This is a genomic window from Microcystis ichthyoblabe FBCC-A1114, assembly GCF_050500245.1.
Lineage (GTDB): Bacteria > Cyanobacteriota > Cyanobacteriia > Cyanobacteriales > Microcystaceae > Microcystis > Microcystis ichthyoblabe_A.
Genome location: NZ_CP191408.1, coordinates 1,016,657 through 1,032,918, shown reverse-complemented (window position 1 = coordinate 1,032,918; position 16,262 = coordinate 1,016,657). Strand labels below are relative to the sequence as shown.

At 42.2% G+C, this 16,262-nt stretch carries 18 protein-coding genes, 1 tRNA gene and 2 pseudogenes; 5 read left to right on the top strand and 16 right to left on the bottom strand.

Annotated elements, in window-relative coordinates; genetic code table 11:
- Nucleotides 1-501: 501 nt before the first annotated feature.
- Both ACQY1Y_RS05025 and ACQY1Y_RS05020 read left to right on the top strand, forming a co-directional pair.
- The gene (locus ACQY1Y_RS05025) at nucleotides 502-921 is read left to right on the top strand and encodes a XisH family protein (RefSeq protein WP_002732677.1); all 420 of its coding nucleotides are present in this window, start codon (nucleotides 502-504) and stop codon (nucleotides 919-921) included.
- A complete protein-coding gene (locus tag ACQY1Y_RS05020) occupies nucleotides 906-1,208 on the top strand; it encodes an element excision factor XisI family protein (RefSeq protein ID WP_002734790.1) in 303 nt (100 codons plus the stop codon). The genes ACQY1Y_RS05025 and ACQY1Y_RS05020 overlap by 16 nt, the downstream gene beginning before the upstream one ends.
- 48 nt (nucleotides 1,209-1,256) lie before the next feature.
- Here the strand turns inward: ACQY1Y_RS05020 and ACQY1Y_RS05015 are convergent, their stop codons facing one another.
- The 5 genes from ACQY1Y_RS05015 to ACQY1Y_RS04995 all read right to left on the bottom strand — a co-directional run bounded on the left by ACQY1Y_RS05015 (nucleotide 1,257) and on the right by ACQY1Y_RS04995 (nucleotide 3,546).
- Nucleotides 1,257-1,583, bottom strand: coding sequence for a DUF5615 family PIN-like protein (locus ACQY1Y_RS05015; RefSeq protein WP_430014095.1), 327 nt, complete (start codon nucleotides 1,581-1,583; stop codon nucleotides 1,257-1,259).
- The gene (locus tag ACQY1Y_RS05010; protein ID WP_287700677.1) at nucleotides 1,584-1,808 is read right to left on the bottom strand and encodes a DUF433 domain-containing protein; all 225 of its coding nucleotides are present in this window, start codon (nucleotides 1,806-1,808) and stop codon (nucleotides 1,584-1,586) included. It lies immediately after the preceding gene.
- A 276-nt stretch (nucleotides 1,809-2,084) separates the two neighbouring features.
- Complete coding sequence (locus ACQY1Y_RS05005) at nucleotides 2,085-2,522, bottom strand: type II toxin-antitoxin system VapC family toxin (protein ID WP_004161546.1); 438 nt, start codon at nucleotides 2,520-2,522, stop codon at nucleotides 2,085-2,087.
- Nucleotides 2,510-2,725 (bottom strand): hypothetical protein, encoded by a 216-nt coding sequence (locus ACQY1Y_RS05000; RefSeq protein WP_002732614.1) that lies wholly within the window; start codon nucleotides 2,723-2,725, stop codon nucleotides 2,510-2,512. Before ACQY1Y_RS05000 ends, ACQY1Y_RS05005 begins: the two co-directional genes overlap by 13 nt.
- A 260-nt stretch (nucleotides 2,726-2,985) precedes the next feature.
- Nucleotides 2,986-3,546, bottom strand: coding sequence for a hypothetical protein (locus ACQY1Y_RS04995; protein ID WP_069474518.1), 561 nt, complete (start codon nucleotides 3,544-3,546; stop codon nucleotides 2,986-2,988).
- A gap of 264 nt (nucleotides 3,547-3,810) precedes the next feature.
- Between ACQY1Y_RS04995 and ACQY1Y_RS04990 the strand changes: the two genes are divergently transcribed.
- Nucleotides 3,811-4,710, top strand: coding sequence for a J domain-containing protein (locus tag ACQY1Y_RS04990; RefSeq protein ID WP_430014094.1), 900 nt, complete (start codon nucleotides 3,811-3,813; stop codon nucleotides 4,708-4,710).
- Between the two features lie 90 nt (nucleotides 4,711-4,800).
- Nucleotides 4,801-6,267 carry a protein kinase domain-containing protein gene (locus ACQY1Y_RS04985; RefSeq protein ID WP_430014093.1) on the top strand — a complete coding sequence of 489 codons (1,467 nt, stop codon included), beginning with the start codon at nucleotides 4,801-4,803 and terminating at the stop codon, nucleotides 6,265-6,267.
- Nucleotides 6,268-7,010: 743 nt separating this feature from the next.
- Here ACQY1Y_RS04985 and ACQY1Y_RS04980 read toward each other — a convergent pair.
- The 11 genes and pseudogenes from ACQY1Y_RS04980 to petJ all read right to left on the bottom strand — a co-directional run bounded on the left by ACQY1Y_RS04980 (nucleotide 7,011) and on the right by petJ (nucleotide 15,615).
- Complete coding sequence (locus tag ACQY1Y_RS04980) at nucleotides 7,011-7,319, bottom strand: type II toxin-antitoxin system VapC family toxin (protein ID WP_002734782.1); 309 nt, start codon at nucleotides 7,317-7,319, stop codon at nucleotides 7,011-7,013.
- 81 nt (nucleotides 7,320-7,400) lie between these two features.
- A complete protein-coding gene (locus ACQY1Y_RS04975) occupies nucleotides 7,401-7,628 on the bottom strand; it encodes a DUF2281 domain-containing protein (RefSeq protein ID WP_002731731.1) in 228 nt (75 codons plus the stop codon).
- Nucleotides 7,629-7,724: 96 nt separating this feature from the next.
- Nucleotides 7,725-8,003: pseudogene (locus ACQY1Y_RS04970) on the bottom strand (IS1/IS1595 family N-terminal zinc-binding domain-containing protein); the annotation flags it as partial.
- Between the two features lie 273 nt (nucleotides 8,004-8,276).
- Nucleotides 8,277-8,348, bottom strand: a tRNA-Thr gene (locus tag ACQY1Y_RS04965).
- A gap of 479 nt (nucleotides 8,349-8,827) precedes the next feature.
- The gene (locus tag ACQY1Y_RS04960; protein WP_002734668.1) at nucleotides 8,828-10,726 is read right to left on the bottom strand and encodes an NAD(P)H-quinone oxidoreductase subunit F; all 1,899 of its coding nucleotides are present in this window, start codon (nucleotides 10,724-10,726) and stop codon (nucleotides 8,828-8,830) included.
- 229 nt (nucleotides 10,727-10,955) lie between these two features.
- Complete coding sequence (locus ACQY1Y_RS04955; RefSeq protein ID WP_002734587.1) at nucleotides 10,956-11,639, bottom strand: PHP domain-containing protein; 684 nt, start codon at nucleotides 11,637-11,639, stop codon at nucleotides 10,956-10,958.
- A 488-nt stretch (nucleotides 11,640-12,127) separates the two neighbouring features.
- Nucleotides 12,128-12,352: pseudogene (locus ACQY1Y_RS04950) on the bottom strand (DUF3352 domain-containing protein); the annotation flags it as partial.
- Between the two features lie 230 nt (nucleotides 12,353-12,582).
- On the bottom strand, nucleotides 12,583-12,846 hold the full coding sequence (locus tag ACQY1Y_RS04945) for a type II toxin-antitoxin system RelE family toxin (RefSeq protein WP_002733470.1): 264 nt from the start codon (nucleotides 12,844-12,846) through the stop codon (nucleotides 12,583-12,585).
- Nucleotides 12,836-13,129 carry a hypothetical protein gene (locus tag ACQY1Y_RS04940; RefSeq protein ID WP_002795247.1) on the bottom strand — a complete coding sequence of 98 codons (294 nt, stop codon included), beginning with the start codon at nucleotides 13,127-13,129 and terminating at the stop codon, nucleotides 12,836-12,838. Before ACQY1Y_RS04940 ends, ACQY1Y_RS04945 begins: the two co-directional genes overlap by 11 nt.
- Nucleotides 13,130-13,498: 369 nt before the next feature.
- Nucleotides 13,499-15,178, bottom strand: a complete 1,680-nt coding sequence (locus ACQY1Y_RS04935; protein WP_430014092.1) for a DUF3352 domain-containing protein — start codon at nucleotides 15,176-15,178, stop codon at nucleotides 13,499-13,501.
- Between the two features lie 116 nt (nucleotides 15,179-15,294).
- Complete coding sequence (gene petJ / locus ACQY1Y_RS04930; protein ID WP_002732729.1) at nucleotides 15,295-15,615, bottom strand: cytochrome c6 PetJ; 321 nt, start codon at nucleotides 15,613-15,615, stop codon at nucleotides 15,295-15,297.
- A gap of 192 nt (nucleotides 15,616-15,807) precedes the next feature.
- Between petJ and petE the strand changes: the two genes are divergently transcribed.
- Nucleotides 15,808-16,185, top strand: a complete 378-nt coding sequence (gene petE / locus ACQY1Y_RS04925; protein WP_002731857.1) for a plastocyanin — start codon at nucleotides 15,808-15,810, stop codon at nucleotides 16,183-16,185.
- The last annotated feature ends 77 nt before the right edge of the window (nucleotides 16,186-16,262 follow it).

The window sequence follows — 16,262 nt, the reverse complement described above, 5'->3', positions numbered from 1 at the left end:
TCCTAATCAGATACATCGTGATATTACGAGCCCAGCTAACCATTGATTATACAGAAACTTTCCGAATAACCAGAGTAAGGATATGGGGAAACTTTCGGCATATCACCCCGTTTTGTGGATTACTGACAATCAGCTGAGATACAAAGAACTTTTCAGCGACCATATCACTAATTCTTCAATCTGACTGCACTTCGTAACAAAAATTTACAATTATTCGACGGCACTCGCACTCCCGTCCGTCGCTGTGCCTAGACGTTTTTAGATTATTATCATTTGCTTGAATCAATGTTTAAGGAACACACCCTACCATATCTGCACTGAGTTCCGTTGTTGCCTTGTTAGGATTAGGAGGATTAGGGTTAGTCTCTAGCCTGACCAAGCGAAAATAGAAATAGTAGGGTGAGCATTGCCCACCTTACCGCTTTTTCGGTCATAATAAATCCGAATTAGGGCGAACTGTAGTAGAATAGAAACCGAACCTCTTAAGCAGGGTTTATAAGGATGTCCAGACGAGACGATCTACATTTATCATTACGTCATACTTTAGAAAAAGAAGGTTGGAAAATCACTGATGATCCTTTAATTCTAACCTTAGAAAAAACCTTGCTTAAAGCTGATTTAGGAGCAGAAAAGTTTTTTGCTGCGGAAAAAGAAGAACGTAAAATTGCCGTAGAAATCAAAGACTTTGATACGCCTTCAGTTATCAGTGAATTAGAAAAAACAATAGGACAACTTCAATTATACCAATGGGCTTTAGATTCACAAGAACCTGAAAGAAAACTTTTTTTGGGCATTAGTCAAGCGGTTTATTTAAAACACTTCAAAAAAGCTATTTTCCAACTGGTTATTAAACGTAATAGAATCAATTTAATTATTTATAATCCTCAAAAGGAGATAATTTGCGAATGGATAACACAGTAAATTATGCCGATATTCTGACTCAAGTTATCAGAAAAGAGTCGGCGATGCAACCTCGATTACAAACCCTTAAAATTACCCCAGTTTGTGATCCAGAATCAGGCAACTTTTTAATAATTATGACTGGTTGGGAAAAAGAAGCATGGATTAATACAATTTTATTTCACGCTCGTTTATTGAAAAATAAAATTGTCATTGAAGATGATAATCTTGAAGAAGGATTAACAACCACTTTAATTCAAGCTGGGATTCCCCCAGAAGATATTATTACTGGACTTTCCCTAGAGTAAGGCAGGCATTACCCACCTTAGCGATATCGCAATGAATGTTAGGAAAAATTATCTAAATGCTTCAATTCTATCTAAATAGACATTAACTAATTTATGTTCAATAACCAAAGCTTCAACTTCTGGCCAAATACGAGCTAAAAACTGATGAAATTCTCGTTTTCGTATATTGCCAAAACGGAGATGTACTACTTTGGGTGCAAAAAAATTAAGCATTAGTTGATCGAAAAAGTCTGTATCTTTCGTAACAATAACCAGTTTTTTATCCTTTGCATATTGCCAAATTTCCGTATCCCTTGGACTTCTCCCTAAAAATGATCGGTAAAGATGGAGTGAACAGGATTTTAGCTGGTAAATTTTCATCAAAGAAAAAACCATTCATGCAATTTTTCTGACTTCATAGTGATTCGCCATCAATCTTGCTGCAAATTGCATACAGGCATAAATATCTTCTCGATTCAGAGAAGGATATTCTTCAATTACTTCTTCAATAGAATCCCCTGATCCTAAAAATTCCATAACTGTTTGCACCGGAATTCGGGTTCCAGCTATAACAGGTCTTCCATTACAAATATCTGGATGGATATGGATACGACTTTCCATTAAGGTTTTGTTACCTCTTTGATGACCTTAAGTAAACTTATTATACCCTTTCATGGTAATAGGTGAGGATGTTGGGGTTCCTGAAAATCGATCGCTGCAGCGGTAGGACTCGCATTAGGGAACGCACCCTACCATATCTGCACTTCGTAACAAAAATTTACAACCCCATCATAAGCGATCGCACTCCCGTCCGTCGCTGTGCCTAGACGTTTTTAGATTATTATCATTTACTTTAATCAATGTTCAAGGAACGAACTCTACCAGATTGGCGTACTGTTACAGAGCATCCAAAACCAAAACTTTTAAATCTGGGACAGCAGCTAAACGGGCATCATTGGTCAAGAAAAACATAGCACCTTCTCCCATAGCAGTGGCAATCTGGATTGCGTCTGGAGTTCGCAAGTTTTGTCTTGCTCTTAACTGGGCGGCAACTTCGGCAATCTCAACAGAAATAGGTACTGTAATTAAGTTTTCTTGATCGAGAAGAATATCACGATACTGGCAGGCAAGTTCTACATTGCCTGAGCGTAATGGATGCACCAAAACTTCCGTCAGCGTCAACGTAGAGGTAACAACTTGAAACTCGCCTCGACTTAGCGCCCCAAAAAAGGCACGAACAAGCCCTAAATATACCTGATTTTGCTCGATCAGGTAAATGAGTGGCGCGGTATCCAAACCCACAACTTGACCTTGTAGTTGCATTAGCCATTCCATGAGGCTCGTTCCTGATTAACGTACTCTTGAGCATCAAGTCCATTCCAGATTTCTTTTCCTAGTCCTTCTAGTTCCATAATGCTATGCTTGGGCTTAACAAGCATAGGGCGACGTACCATTACAGCTAACTCTTTTAACAAGCGAAGTTGCTCGTCTGGGGTGAGATTCTCCACTTGCCGGCGAACATCTTGATAGGTAGCCATACTCTTTACTCCCTGTTTCTTCTATTAATCATGTCATATTGCCCACAGATCACGGCTCCAAAAAGTAAGGTAAAATGCCCCCATATTTGTCTATATCCGATCGCACTCCCGTCCGTCCCTGTGCCTAGACGTTTTTAGCTTATTATCATTTACTTGAATCAATGACCATGGTGTGTTCCCCAAAATCGATCGCTGTAGCGGTAGGACTCGCATTAAGGAACGCACTTTACCATATCTACCATAGCGGCGATCGCTGGTAGTTATAGCCAAGGAAACCTCCAAGAAAAATATGCAATCAGCACCCAAATGACTACAAAAAGAATTGAAATAAACTGAGGAAACCAAAGTGCTCTCAAATGAATAGGGTCATCTTTAGGAGCATTTGAACGCCATCGAGGAATAAGAACAGGGTCTAATTTTGAATTCTCACTAACTAATTTTAAACGTAATTTCCCCCACATATCAATAGTTTTTGTAGCACCCTGAATCATAAAATAAGACAAAAAAGATACAATAATTGCTAGGCTCGGTAGCAAAAGATTAGAAAACCAGTTTGGTCCTTTGCTATTGCTGTAAGTAATAGCATATACAGTAAGTAAAAAAGATTGGCAAGTAATATACCAAGTTACACGACCCATTAATAAGCTATGTTCATGTTGAATTTCACTACGAAAATATTGAAACAATTCCCATGTTTTATTGGCGGATTCAGAGGTTTCTTTTAGGTACTCCAAACCTTCTCTGATATTTAACTCTTGAGAAGTAACTTCTGACTTGAATAATTTCCGAAAGTTTTTTAGTATTTTTATTAGCAATTTCATGAAATCACCCTTTGGTTAATTTTACTCTGGAGACTATATAAGTCTATGAACTCCGATTTTTGAGCGTAAAGATGGCAAGCTAACTATTAACTATAAAGAAAATTTGCCAACAACAATCCTTAGAGTAAGAATATATGGAAACTTTCGGCATATCACCCAATTTTGTAGATTTCTGACAATCAGCCGAGATACAAAGAACTTTTCAGCGACCATAGCACCAATTATAATTCTTGAGGTAACTGAGCAGACTAACTAAAAGTGGCGATGGCGGAGCAAATTCTTTCTCTACTCTTGTACCTAATTCTTATTTTAACGGCTTTTTGGTTTATTAGCCCCCAAAAAAAGCCCCGTAGTCATCCCGCCTATCATCTTGCCTGTTTACTAGAAGATGCTCCTGAAAGCTCTTTAAAGGGTCAATTTTGTCCCCTGGCTACTCCCTTGGCTACCCCGATCGCTTGTACTGTTCCGCAAGTTTGGCGTAGTATATATAGGCAGTCTCTGGCAAAACCGGATGTTAATTATTGGCAATGGCGTGGTATGCCCGAAAATGAGCAGTTTTGTCGGGAATTACGGGAATTATTGCGATTAAATCCAGCTAGAGGTTACGCTAAGGAAATTCTGGAAAGTCTCGCCTTGGGTCAAGATCCTTTTTATCATCTCTACTGGGATCTAAAAGCGATCGCTAATGGTAACTTTAACACTATCGGGGCTAATAAACTAGCTGAGGGCAGATTTGCCCAGCGAGATTTGCGAACTCATCAGCAGATGCGGAGGGATTTTCGTCAATGGCATTTACAAGCTTGTGAACAGTTGGGAAAAGAGCGGGTTAAAGCGGTTTATCGGCGGTGTTATGGGTCAGATTGGTCATTAATCGCCCAAATTCTCTATCCTTCGCCCCGTTCCTTGGCCGTGATGATTATAGAGTCGGCTAATCCCGTTTGGTGGCGAGTTTTGGGGATTACTCCTTTTACCACGACTAGCCGGATTGAGAACAATTATAAAACTCTCTTGTGTTATTGGCATCCCGATCGCAATTCCCATCCCAATGCGACAGAAATCACTGCCCATCTTAATCGCGCCTACGATTGTTATCAAGGTTTTCAGGAGATGAGTAGTCAAGATAATGCACCTTTGTGGACGAAAATCCGTCGCTGGATTCCTTAGACTTGACTCTAGTTTTTCCCTTGACTTTTTCCTTAACGAAAGAATGTTAGTCTAGGAACAATTTATGACCACGCTTGCACTCTCAGGGTAATGAATCTAGTGCTTTTAAACAATCGCTACCAAATTGTTAGCACCCTTGCTAGGGGGGGATTTGGGGAAACTTATATCGCTATCGATACGAATATGCCTTCTCAACGGCGCTGTGTGATTAAAAAATTGCAGCCGGCTATTCAAAGTGAGGAGATGCCAGAATGGTTAAAAGAACGTTTTCAGAAAGAAGCAAGCGTTTTAGAGGAATTGGGGGAACAAAATCGCCAAATACCCCGTTTATACGGTTATTTTGCCCAAGATAATCACTTCTATCTGGTGCAGGAGTGGATTGAAGGGGAGACGCTAACCCAAAAACAGCAACGACAGGGAAATTTATCTTCCTCAGCAGTGCGGACGATTTTGGAGAATTTACTGCCTGTTCTTGATTTTATTCACAGTCGCCGCATTATTCACCGGGATGTGAAACCCGATAATATTATCTTAAGAAATAGTGATAATTTGCCCGTTTTAATCGATTTTGGGGTAATGAAAGAAGCAGTCGCCACCTTACTCGATCCTACGGGAAAAAGTGCCTATTCGATCGCCCTTGGCACCCCCGGTTATATGGCTTCGGAACAGGCTGCCGGGAGACCGGTCTTTTCTAGTGACCTTTACAGCCTAGGCTTAACGGCGATTTTTTTATTAACGGGAAAAACTCCCCAATATCTAGAAACTGACTCGCGCACGGGGGAAATTCTCTGGCGACAGGAGGCAGAAAATGTTAATCCTAATTTAGCTATGGTAATCGATCAAGCGATCCGTTTTCATCCCCGGGATCGATTTGCTACTGCTAGGGAAATGTTGGCAGCTTTGGCAGAAATATCCCCGGATTTGTCCACCCAACCAACTATCGCGGTTTCTCCCCATAGTCCCCGATTAAAGTCCTCTACACCCCAAAAACCAACCGTCTCCCCCACTGTGGTTATTCAACCCAATTCCGGGGAAAAAAAGAATCCTTGGCTGCGGATTTTGCTGATTTTTGCGGTGACAATTGGAGCTTTTGCCCTGGGATATCGGGGATTTATGGCTCTTTTACCCAAAAATGAGGAAATCAAACCATCACCAACCCTCGAACCTTCTCCTAGTCCTGAAATCATTCCTCCTCCCTCCCAAGATTTTCCCCCTATCCGACGACCTTCTCGCCGACGGACTCCCATTTATTCCCCAACTCCTACCCCATCCCCGACTCCTACCCCAGAGGTGATTCCTAGTCCAGAAGTGACTCCAGAATTAACTCCTAGTCCCACCCCAGAAGAAGTAATTCCTATTCCTGTTCCTCTTCCTGAAACAGATCCGAGTCCTCAAGTTTCTCCCCTTCCTTCGCCTTCGCCTTCGCCTTCGCCTTCGCCTTCGCCTTCTCCTTCTCCTGTTCCAGAGGTGATTAATCCCCCGGTTAATGAGGATAAAATTGAACCTATTGCTCCTCCTGTTTTATCACCTTCTCCTCCTGAAGAAAATAGTAATTAGGGTTTGCTGAATAAATCTAAAAACCTTGTTGGGTAAGACTTTTAGACTTTTTGTCAATCAAAAAGTACCATATCTGGGAGTGATCGGGGGTAAAATTCCTGGACTTTTTCCCTGAAAATTAGGTAATTGACCCCCTCAAAATCGGTAAAACCCTACACCCCACACCCCACACCCCACGAAAAACTTTTTCAGCAGCCCGTAATTAATAGACTGCTTGCAGAAGTCTGGCAAGGGGAAGATGATAATTTTTTCTTAAACCTTTCCCCTTTTGCCTACAATGAAAGAGAGCTACTGTTTAGGCTTAATTCTTCTGATTCTATCTGCTCTGCCAGTTGACGCAGTAGATCAAAAATGCTAGTTAGGGTTTCCTCTGGTAATTTAGCCATATTCAATTATTTCTATCATCTGGCTGGTGCGAGGTAATCCTGTTTAATTTAGTTTGCGATCGAGTTGAGGATCAGTCAAGAGAGAAGGCAAAGGCGAATCCGACACACTGCGCCACAATCCCTCACGGAAAAAAAATAGTTCGTCTGAGAAGCAGTAAAACAGGGGAAAACACCTGAGAATCCTTGCTCTGTGAATCGCTAAGCTAGGGAGAGGAATGTAAAGATTTATTAAATTGTAGCTTTTGACACAGTTGTTTTTTTGGGATGTGTATCCTTCTGTTGTCTGCCTTTGACGTTGGGTGGGGGTGTTGCTTGACCTAGCTGCGAGGTGAGCGATCGCCTAACATTTTGGGAAATTTACCAAATTCTTTGAACGGGGTAAAGGTCAAATATCTCATCAATGCTCAGAATAGGCATAATTTCGGTTATTGATTGGGATATTAAAAGTCGATCAAAGGGGTCTTTATGATAGTGGATAAGGGTTGCTAGTGTCCAGATATGAGCTAGATCAATAGAAAGTATTTCTAGATTATTAATGGTTATTTGATTTTTAATTAATTCCTGTAAAGATGGGTTAAGTTGTAATTTTCCCAGTTGCAGTTTTATTTGCATTTCCCAGACACTAGCAACGATTAAAAACAAGCGATTATTTCGATCAAATAACAAATCTTGCCCGGTTAGTGATAGTTTTTATGAGTTAATTGACCACCAAATAAAGCTATGGGTATCTAATAAAAGTTGCATGGGTTAAGTTGGCGGCAAGAGTTCATCGGTTAGGGGTTCGTTAAAGTCATCGCTGATCCAGCCTTGACCTTGATATAATCCTGCAATTCTACCTGTTTGGGTTATTTGGGTTTGATGGTGTTGATTGACTATAGATTCCAAAAAATCGAGAATTTCTTGTTGTTGTTGGACAGGTAATGTCTGAAGGGTTTGCAATAAAGGAGAATTGGTATCTAGGTCAGCATCGTTCATAACGATTTGATTTGAGGATTTTGGGGGGATACCTCAAGGATAGCATGGGTTTTCAGCGATGAGGGGACAAGTTATGGATAGTGCGATCGCACTACTGTTGACATAATTTTGTAAAAATGACCAACTTACCCCTGTTACTCTAGCAATTACTCGTAAGGAAATTCGTTCGAGTAAGAGTTTATCAATTAATTGTTTGGTTTCGTCAGAGACAGTTTTATTAGTGGGATTGATCACAAACTGACGACCACATTCTTTACATTGACGTTTGGGTTTTCCATTATGAATAGAACCATTCTTGATAGTATGGTGAGAACCACAATTAGAACAGGGGAATAGAGGTGAACTAGGGGGGTATTTTTTCGGTGCTAGACTGATATTTGAGTAAGCTAGACAGGAGCCAGAAAAAGATATTTATCAGAAAAGTCATGATCAAGCTAGAGGTTTAAAGACTGATCGGGTTCCAATTATTTTTATTAATAAATATTTTACACAATTCATACCAGGTAGGCAAGAGGGCTACGCCACTACTACCGAATCATTACCAACTGACCCAACAATGACCAAAAAAGACCGACAGAATCAGTAAACCTTGCTGCGAAACAAGCCACCAAAGCTTTGTCGGGACTGAAAACATTTGGTTTTCCCAGAAGCTGGTGATGGGATTTGAACCCGCGACCGGCTGATTACAAATCAGCTGCTCTACCACTGAGCTACACCAGCATTTTTAACCAACCCATTATAACACAAATAGACCAAGTGGAGATTTTTTCCTCGTCGATCATCGGAAATTTTGGGTCTGAAACCCCGCCGTTCTAGGTTGGCTTTACGTTAGAATTAAAAGGCCAGTCTCGAAAACCAAGTGGACGGCGCAGCACCTTGAAAACTCGGCTTAGGGGGTTCCGACCAGAAAAGCTTGGCCGGGTAAAAAGTCGCGCGCAACAAGTACAAGAAGCTATAGGCGGTCAACGTACCGTGGGACAAACGGAATCGGGCTTCTGAAATGGGGCGAAAGTCTGTGGACTCTGTGTAAGACAGTACATGGTTTTTTAACTGTGGTATGCGACGGTGGTGGAAGCAGAAACTTAAATCGTGAGGTTTAGGAATCGCCGCACTTTTAGGGCGGCGAGGATGTCAAGTTCATCACCCTGCTTTCCTTCCCTAGTCAGCTGCCGGGAGACTAGGGACCAATACACAGAGGTTCAATGAGTCAAAAGGGATGACCAATAATTAGTTATCAGTGACCATTGACCGTTTAATAAGAGCCAGATTAATCCCCCTATTCCGAAAAGAATAGTCAAGACATAAAATTGCGATTGACCGGAAACATTATATTTTAAGGCACTGCCGCTAAAAATCGTCGCTAAACTGACTAAATTAACCAGACCATCAATAATATAACGATCGAGCCAAGCGGTAATTTTGGACAAGCTCCCCACCGCTAAAACCACGGTAAACTGATAGATGCGATCGAGATAGAAGTCATAAGCGAACAAATCTTGCAGGAATCGCAGGATTAACCCGGTTGGTCTCGCCCAAGCTCGTCTTAACTCTACCATTAACCCGATGACTAGGCCAATTACTCCAGAGGCCATCAATAAGGGAAAACCCCAGACAATAGTGAAACTCTGGTTATTAACGAGAGGATTGGTGAAAGATAGCCAAAAATCCCAACGTAGGGGAATAATCGGGGCCAATAAAACGATTAAAATCAATGCTACCATGGGCAAAGCCATCGGCCAAGCCACTTCCGGGGTGCGATGGGTTTTACTTTGGGTTTGTCCCAAAAAGACTAAACGAAAGACCCGAGTAAGATTGATAATGCTAAGACAATTAACAAAGATTAAAACCGCTAATAACCACCAAGGAATCGCCCATTCGCCACCTAACCACCGTTTTAACGTCCAAAACATCCCCAGGGGCATTAAAACCGTCATCCCCGCGGAACCTCCTAAAAAAGCCGTGGTCGTGGCGGGCATTCTTGCCCAAATTCCGCCCATTTCCGTGATATTTTGGTTACTGGTGGTGAGAATTAAGGCTCCTGCGCTCATAAACAATAAAGCTTTTGCCACCGCATGGGAGAATAAAATTAGTAAGGCGATATCCACATGACCTAATCCCACCGCAATAAAGACCAAACCGAGATAGGCACTGGTAGAGTGACATAAAACCCGTTTAATATCAATTTGGGATAAGGCCATCAGAGAAGTACCAATTGCCGTCATTGTCCCCAACACTATTAAAACATTGGCCGCGATCGGAGATAGGGTAAATACTGGCTGCAGCTTAATTAAAACATAGGCCCCGGCTGAAACCACGATCGAATTCCGCATGATTCCGGCTGGATTTGGTCCCTCCATCGCCTCATCTAGCCACAAATTCAGGGGAAATTGGGCGCATTTACCCGTTGGACCAGCAATAAGGGCTAATCCTAACAAAGTCGCCGTCAGAGGTGGTACAGGGTTATTTACTGCCCAATTTTCTAACTGAGAAAAACTTAATCCCTCTCCGTAACTGGACAGAGCCACCAAACCCATCAATAAAATAATATCGCCGACGCGCTTGGTTAAAAAGGCATCTCGGGCCGCGGTTACGACCAAAGGTTGAGCATACCAAAAACCGACGAGGAGATAGGTAGAGACCGTTAACATCTCTAGGAAAGCGTAACTGAATAGTAGGGAGTCACTGAGGGCAATTCCCCCCAAAGCTGCCTCAAAAAAGCCCATTAAGCCATAAAATCTCGCCAAAGACCAATCCTTTTCCATGTAGCCAAGGGCATAGATTTGGGCCAAGAGACTGATGAGGGTAATTAGTTCCAGCGTCCCCAAACTGACGGGAGAAAGTTCGATCGAAAGAGATAAACTAAGATCGGCCACTTTTACCCATTCAAAAGCCAGTTTAATCGTCTCTCGATGCCAAATTTGGTTAAAGGCGATCGATCCGTGTATTAATCCTAAGACGGTCATCAATAGGTTAATATAAGCGGCCGGCCGCGGACCGGTGCGACTAATAATGCCTAAAGACCAAGGCAAGGTTAAAATCGAACCAATTAAGCCATAAATGGGAATTAACCAGCAAGTGTATAGGAATAAATCTTTCATTCAGGGGGTTATTCAGTTATCAGTTATCAGTTATCAGTTATCAGTGATCAGGTTTAAGTTTTAAGTTATCAGGTTTAGGTTTTCAATTTTCAACAAATTTAGGCTCTTTCACCGGTTACTGGTTACTGATTACTGATCACTGATCAACGGCCATAAAAAACCAACACTCGATCCTTTCTCGATCGAGTTTAGTCAATTTAGGTATTTTACCTTTAATCCTGCGATCAGGCTAAATGCGCTGTAATAAAGATTTACCGTGGGAATCGGTGCTACAGGTGGCAAATAATTGATATTGACGACTCAGAGCGAGCGCTTGTTCGGTTTCCGGTTGACTGGGTAGCCAAGGTTTGGGATTGCCATAGGCATAAAAAGCCTCAATACCATCAATACCCAATTCTACTGCCGCCGCCACTAAATCGGCTGCGGGGCGATGGTAACGAAAGGGATGGGCGAGAACTACTAAAGCCCCCGCTTGCTGTAAACTTTTAATGACTCTAGAGGCTAAAGCCAGATCTCCTTCCGGTTTGGTTCTTTGCAGATAGGGAGTCAAGACAGCATGAGCGGGATCGAAACCATAGCCAAGAATATGCACTTCTGTCTCTAAGAGATTCGCCGTAATTTCTACCCCTGTCCAGAGATGGGGTAGAGAACTCTTTAAATGCTGATTTTCTAGCCAAATTTGGGCTTGTCGATAACCTTCGATCGAGTGATGATCGGTAATTGCTAATCCTTTTAGTCCGATATCTAACGCTTGTCTCATCAAGCCTTGGGGACTCATTTGACCATCGGAACAATGGGTATGAAGATGGAAATTGTAATGGTGGGGACAACTATCATAGCCAATATTTGCCCACACCGCTTTCAGGGCGAGGGTATCTTGAGCTAGGGGTGGGATTGTAGCAGAAACGACCATGCAGTATTGAGGAACTTTCCCAAAGATTACAAATTGTTAAGAATCAGCATAGCAAATATCAAGAAAAATTGGGTAGCTGCTGTTACCGGTAACACCGTTAGAGACTGTTCGTCAATGAATATTAAGCGGGAATCGGAGCCTTCTTCTGTCTCCGCGCTGATTATCGGTTATCGCTGCCCCTACAGGACTCAAAATCTCGCACCTGTTTCGCGAAACAAGACCCTAAAACCCTTAATTCGTCGATATTTCAGATTTATTCAGCAAGCCAGATGTACTAAGCTTTTTAGTATAAATGTTCTGGATCCCTCTCCACGCTCTCTTCTCATAGACAGTCTTGACGAGTAACTTAGATACACTGACAGCTTATACCATTTTTCTTTATTTGCGTCACAACGAATGCAAGCTTGGCAAGCATTCGAGCGTGGATGTCTGTCATGGATTTAGAAATTTGGTATTACTATGGACTAAGAATACTAAAGTTTTGACTTTAAACCTAAAGGCGACTGGAAGCGATTTAAGACCTGTGTTATTAATTCCTGTAGGGGACTATCTGCTTCTAACCCCTCCTCTACCTGAGTCCAAAAACGATTTAAATCGCGACTAGCGGCGACTAAAAGGCTATTTTCGCCGATAAAAGATAATGCTCCCACGGGACTAGATAAAATTGGTGCTTGGTCATCCTGTCCTAAGACCCCAATTAAGGCCGAACGCGCACCCTTTTCAAATCCTATAGTAATCATAGCAATTACCGTCGGTTGGATTGACCCAAGGAAACCCCACAAAAAGCCATGGGAGGAGGAGAATAGCGATCGCTCATTCAGACGGATTGAGGTGTTGGCTGTTGGGTTTCGTTTTCCCTTAGAATTGAGAGGTTTTCTTTAACCTATTGATTCGCTCAACCCAAGAAAAAGGACTAGACCGCTGTTGCATTCATCGCGTTTTATTAGCGGTAAGCTTGACTGCGATGTTCAATGAGTAAGACAATAACTTGAGATTGACTATCATCAACGATATAAATAACCCGATAGTCCCCGACTCGGAAGCGATACTTCCCAGCAAATTCTCCCTTTAATGCTTTAATTTGAGGGTGATTTTTGGGCGTTTCTTGAAGAATCTTTAAACACTTAGCAATCTTCTTTCTCAAGACTGAATCAGCTTCAGAATAAACTTTATTAGCTTTAGCTGTTAAACAGACTTTATAAATCATCTGAGTTTTTCCAATCAATGAGACGACCTGATTGTAAATCCATCTCAGCTTCTTTTAATTTTTCTATGATATTGGGAATTTCTCTAATTTCTTGGGTTGCTTGCTCACTCTCTTTATCTGATAAATAAGCAGCAAATTCTAGAATAGTCTTTAAATTTTCTAATGACAAGGTTTGGAGATATTGTTGAATTTTTTGCTGCATTAAATCAATCTGTGCTAATGTTTCAGAATCTAAAAAATCTTCTGAGGTCGAGAGATTTACTTGAACGTCAGTAATATTCATAGTTTGATAAATTGCTCCTTTTAAGTTGATTATATATATCTTAGCGAATTTTTCAAGCTAGGGCTTGCTACCTTGTAATCTAATCTGGGAATTGATGACCCTCAGCGATTCGCGTCTGGAGAGGTAATGTTTCTCCCTCTACATTTATACTACCCCAAGAGAGTCCTTCCACAGAATCAATACCACTGGCTACTTGATAACGGATCCAGAACGGTTATTAGCGACGCTTGAGGGAAACCCAACCACACCAATGTCGTCAAGAATGTTGGGTTTACCTCAAACCATTGAATCGAGCAGTTTTCTCCTAAGTATTAAATCGCTCAACCAAACCTACAAGCTTCTATCTGATAACTGATAACTGATAACTGATTAAGACTTCACTCCCAAGTTAAAGAAAATCGTTCCCCGACGCACAGAATTTTCACTACCTTGGCTGCTAATAGTAAGAGAACGCAGATTATTAAATAAAGGCTTAATCGACAATTCTAACACCCGCATGATCGGGAATTTTGCCTCGATTACCGGTTGCAATTGTCGCCAATCGACGTAAAAATAACCATCATTTTCTGCGGGTAAAGCAGTAATTGCCTGTCGAAACTTACCACTACTTAAGATGGGGTTTTTCTGTGCAGATAAAGCTAAACCCATCGCTTCCACAGAACTAGCGATAATTTCATAATTATCGACCCTAGTATGCACTCCCGTCACGATCGTTTCTAGTTGCGCTTTTCCCCCTGGGACCGCCGTGGTTAACTTTGTCCAAGCTGTCACCGTTCGATCGAGTAAAGGCAGATTAACCACATTATAGCCGCGACTGCGGGCCAACTCATCCAAATGCTCGATCGCACTGTCCACCTCTACCCCCATCACCCGTTCCCCTAGAAAAACACTATCGGGTTCCATCCCCTTTGAACTAGGCACGAGAGCGAGACTATATTCGCCTCTAACCCAGCTAAAAACGTCTTCAGGCAAATTTAAACCTAAAGGCGACTGGAAGCGGTTTAAGACCTGTGTTATTAATTCCTGTAGGGGACTATCTGCTTCTAACCCCTCCTCTACCTGAGTCCAAAAACGATTTAAATCGCGACTAGCGGCAACTAAAAGGCTATTTTCGCCGATAAAAGATAATGCTCCCACGGGACTAGATAAAATTGGTGCTTGGTCATCCTGTCCTAAGACTCCAATTAAGGCGGTTTGAGCGACTATTCCCCCGGATTTGAGGGAAAAAGCCGTGGCTAATCGTTGTTTTGCTTCGGGACTCTCCGGGACGGGTTGATTAGCGATCCAAGCTGATAACGGGGGTAAATTGCCGTAAACTATAGCTATACGCGGTTCGGTGATATTTTTGAGAGCTTCTCGGTAATCAGGGCTATTTTTTAGGTTTAAATCCGGTACTTGCACGTTATTAAGGGACTCGCGCAAAACCTTGATATTATTGGCAAAAAGCACCGTATCACCGACGACGGCACTAGCGAGAAAACGATTATTATCTCCTGCGGTCAAGGGACGTTGATAAATCAGGTTAACTCCCTTGTAGAGTTCAAAAACGAGGTCAAATTTGCCCGAAACCGCCTGTTTTGAGTAGGAAGCTTGCAGAAATTCCTTAGCGCGTTCGCCATCTTTACTTTGAATTGCCAAAAGATAACCCGGTTGGATACCATTATCGGTATCGCGATCGAAATCTAGGGAAGTAACAGCGAGAGTAATTTCCTCCCCTAACCAGGGTTTGATTTCCTTTTGATAATTTAATCCCGTTTTGCCGAGGAGACTTTTTTCTAAATCCTTAATTTCTTGGTGGGAACGTCGTCGATTAGCCGGTGTAGCGATTAATTGACCAAAAGACTCTAAACGTTCGGGATTGACCAGCAAGGATACCATAACCGGGGCCTGTTTCGGCACAAAAATCGCCGCCGCTGGTTCCCGCAGCACCCCACCTTTGAGCAAAGACAGAGGACTATCGGCGAGAATCCAAGCAAAACTGGCTGTAGCGACTCCTAGGAGAATGATTACCGTCGCACCTAAAATATAGAAAAACGATCGCAATTTCACAACCTTGTCCCGAGATGAACCATTAGCTATTTTAAGCCAGCAATTGACCCAAGAATTTCGATCGCTACAATTCTTACCAGACTGACAACCGATAACTCGCCACCGATAACTAACTTTTACCAGCCTTTTTCCGCTTGAGCGAGGACATAATTAGCTACAGCTTCGATATCTTCGGCGCTGAGACGACCACCGAAAGCGGGCATCGCCCCCATACCTTTGGTAACTTGGGTAACGATAGCTTCAACGGAATCTTTGCCGTATTTAACTAAATCTTCTTTTTTCAGGGTTTTAGCGGCATTAACCACGTTTTTACCGCCCATATGGCAGGAAGCACAGTTAGCACTGAAAATCGAAGCCCCATCAGCTAAAGCGGGACGAGCCATACCGAATGTAACCACAGCCAAGAGCAAGCACAGGGAAATTAATAGTCTTTTCACGATTGGTTCTCCTCTATTTCTTAAGAAATTCCCCAACCATCGTCAGAAAAAACCGGTTTTCTTGTCAAAAGACAAGCTGTCAAACTTCGTGTAGAATGAATCAATGGGACAGTTAAAAGCAAACTTTTACTTTTTTGTCAAAAGACAGGCTGTCAAACTTGTCATCTTCCCTCGTGTAAAGGATTAACAAGCATGAAAAAATTAGGTTTATTGGTCGCTACCGTGGTGCTAGTCGTCTCTAGCTTCTTCTTTAACACTGCCTCCGCTGCTGCGGAAACCTTCACGGTTAAGATGGGCGGTGATGCAGGTACACTACAATTTGATCCCCCCGCCCTCACTATTAAAGCAGGAGATACGGTGAAATGGGTCAATAACAAACTTTCTCCCCATAACATAGTTTTCGATAGCACCAAGGTTCCCGAAGCCCAGGCTGCTAAATTATCCCATAAAGGTCTGGCTTTTTCCGCCGGTGAGTCCTTTGAAAGCACTTTCAGCGAACCGGGTACTTACACCTACTACTGCGAACCCCATCGCGGCGCCGGTATGGTCGGAACGATTACCGTTGAGTAATTGTCCGATTTTAACCAAAAATAACTCGCGGTTAACTGCCGCGGGTTGTTTTTTTGGGAATTATGAAGACTTTTCAG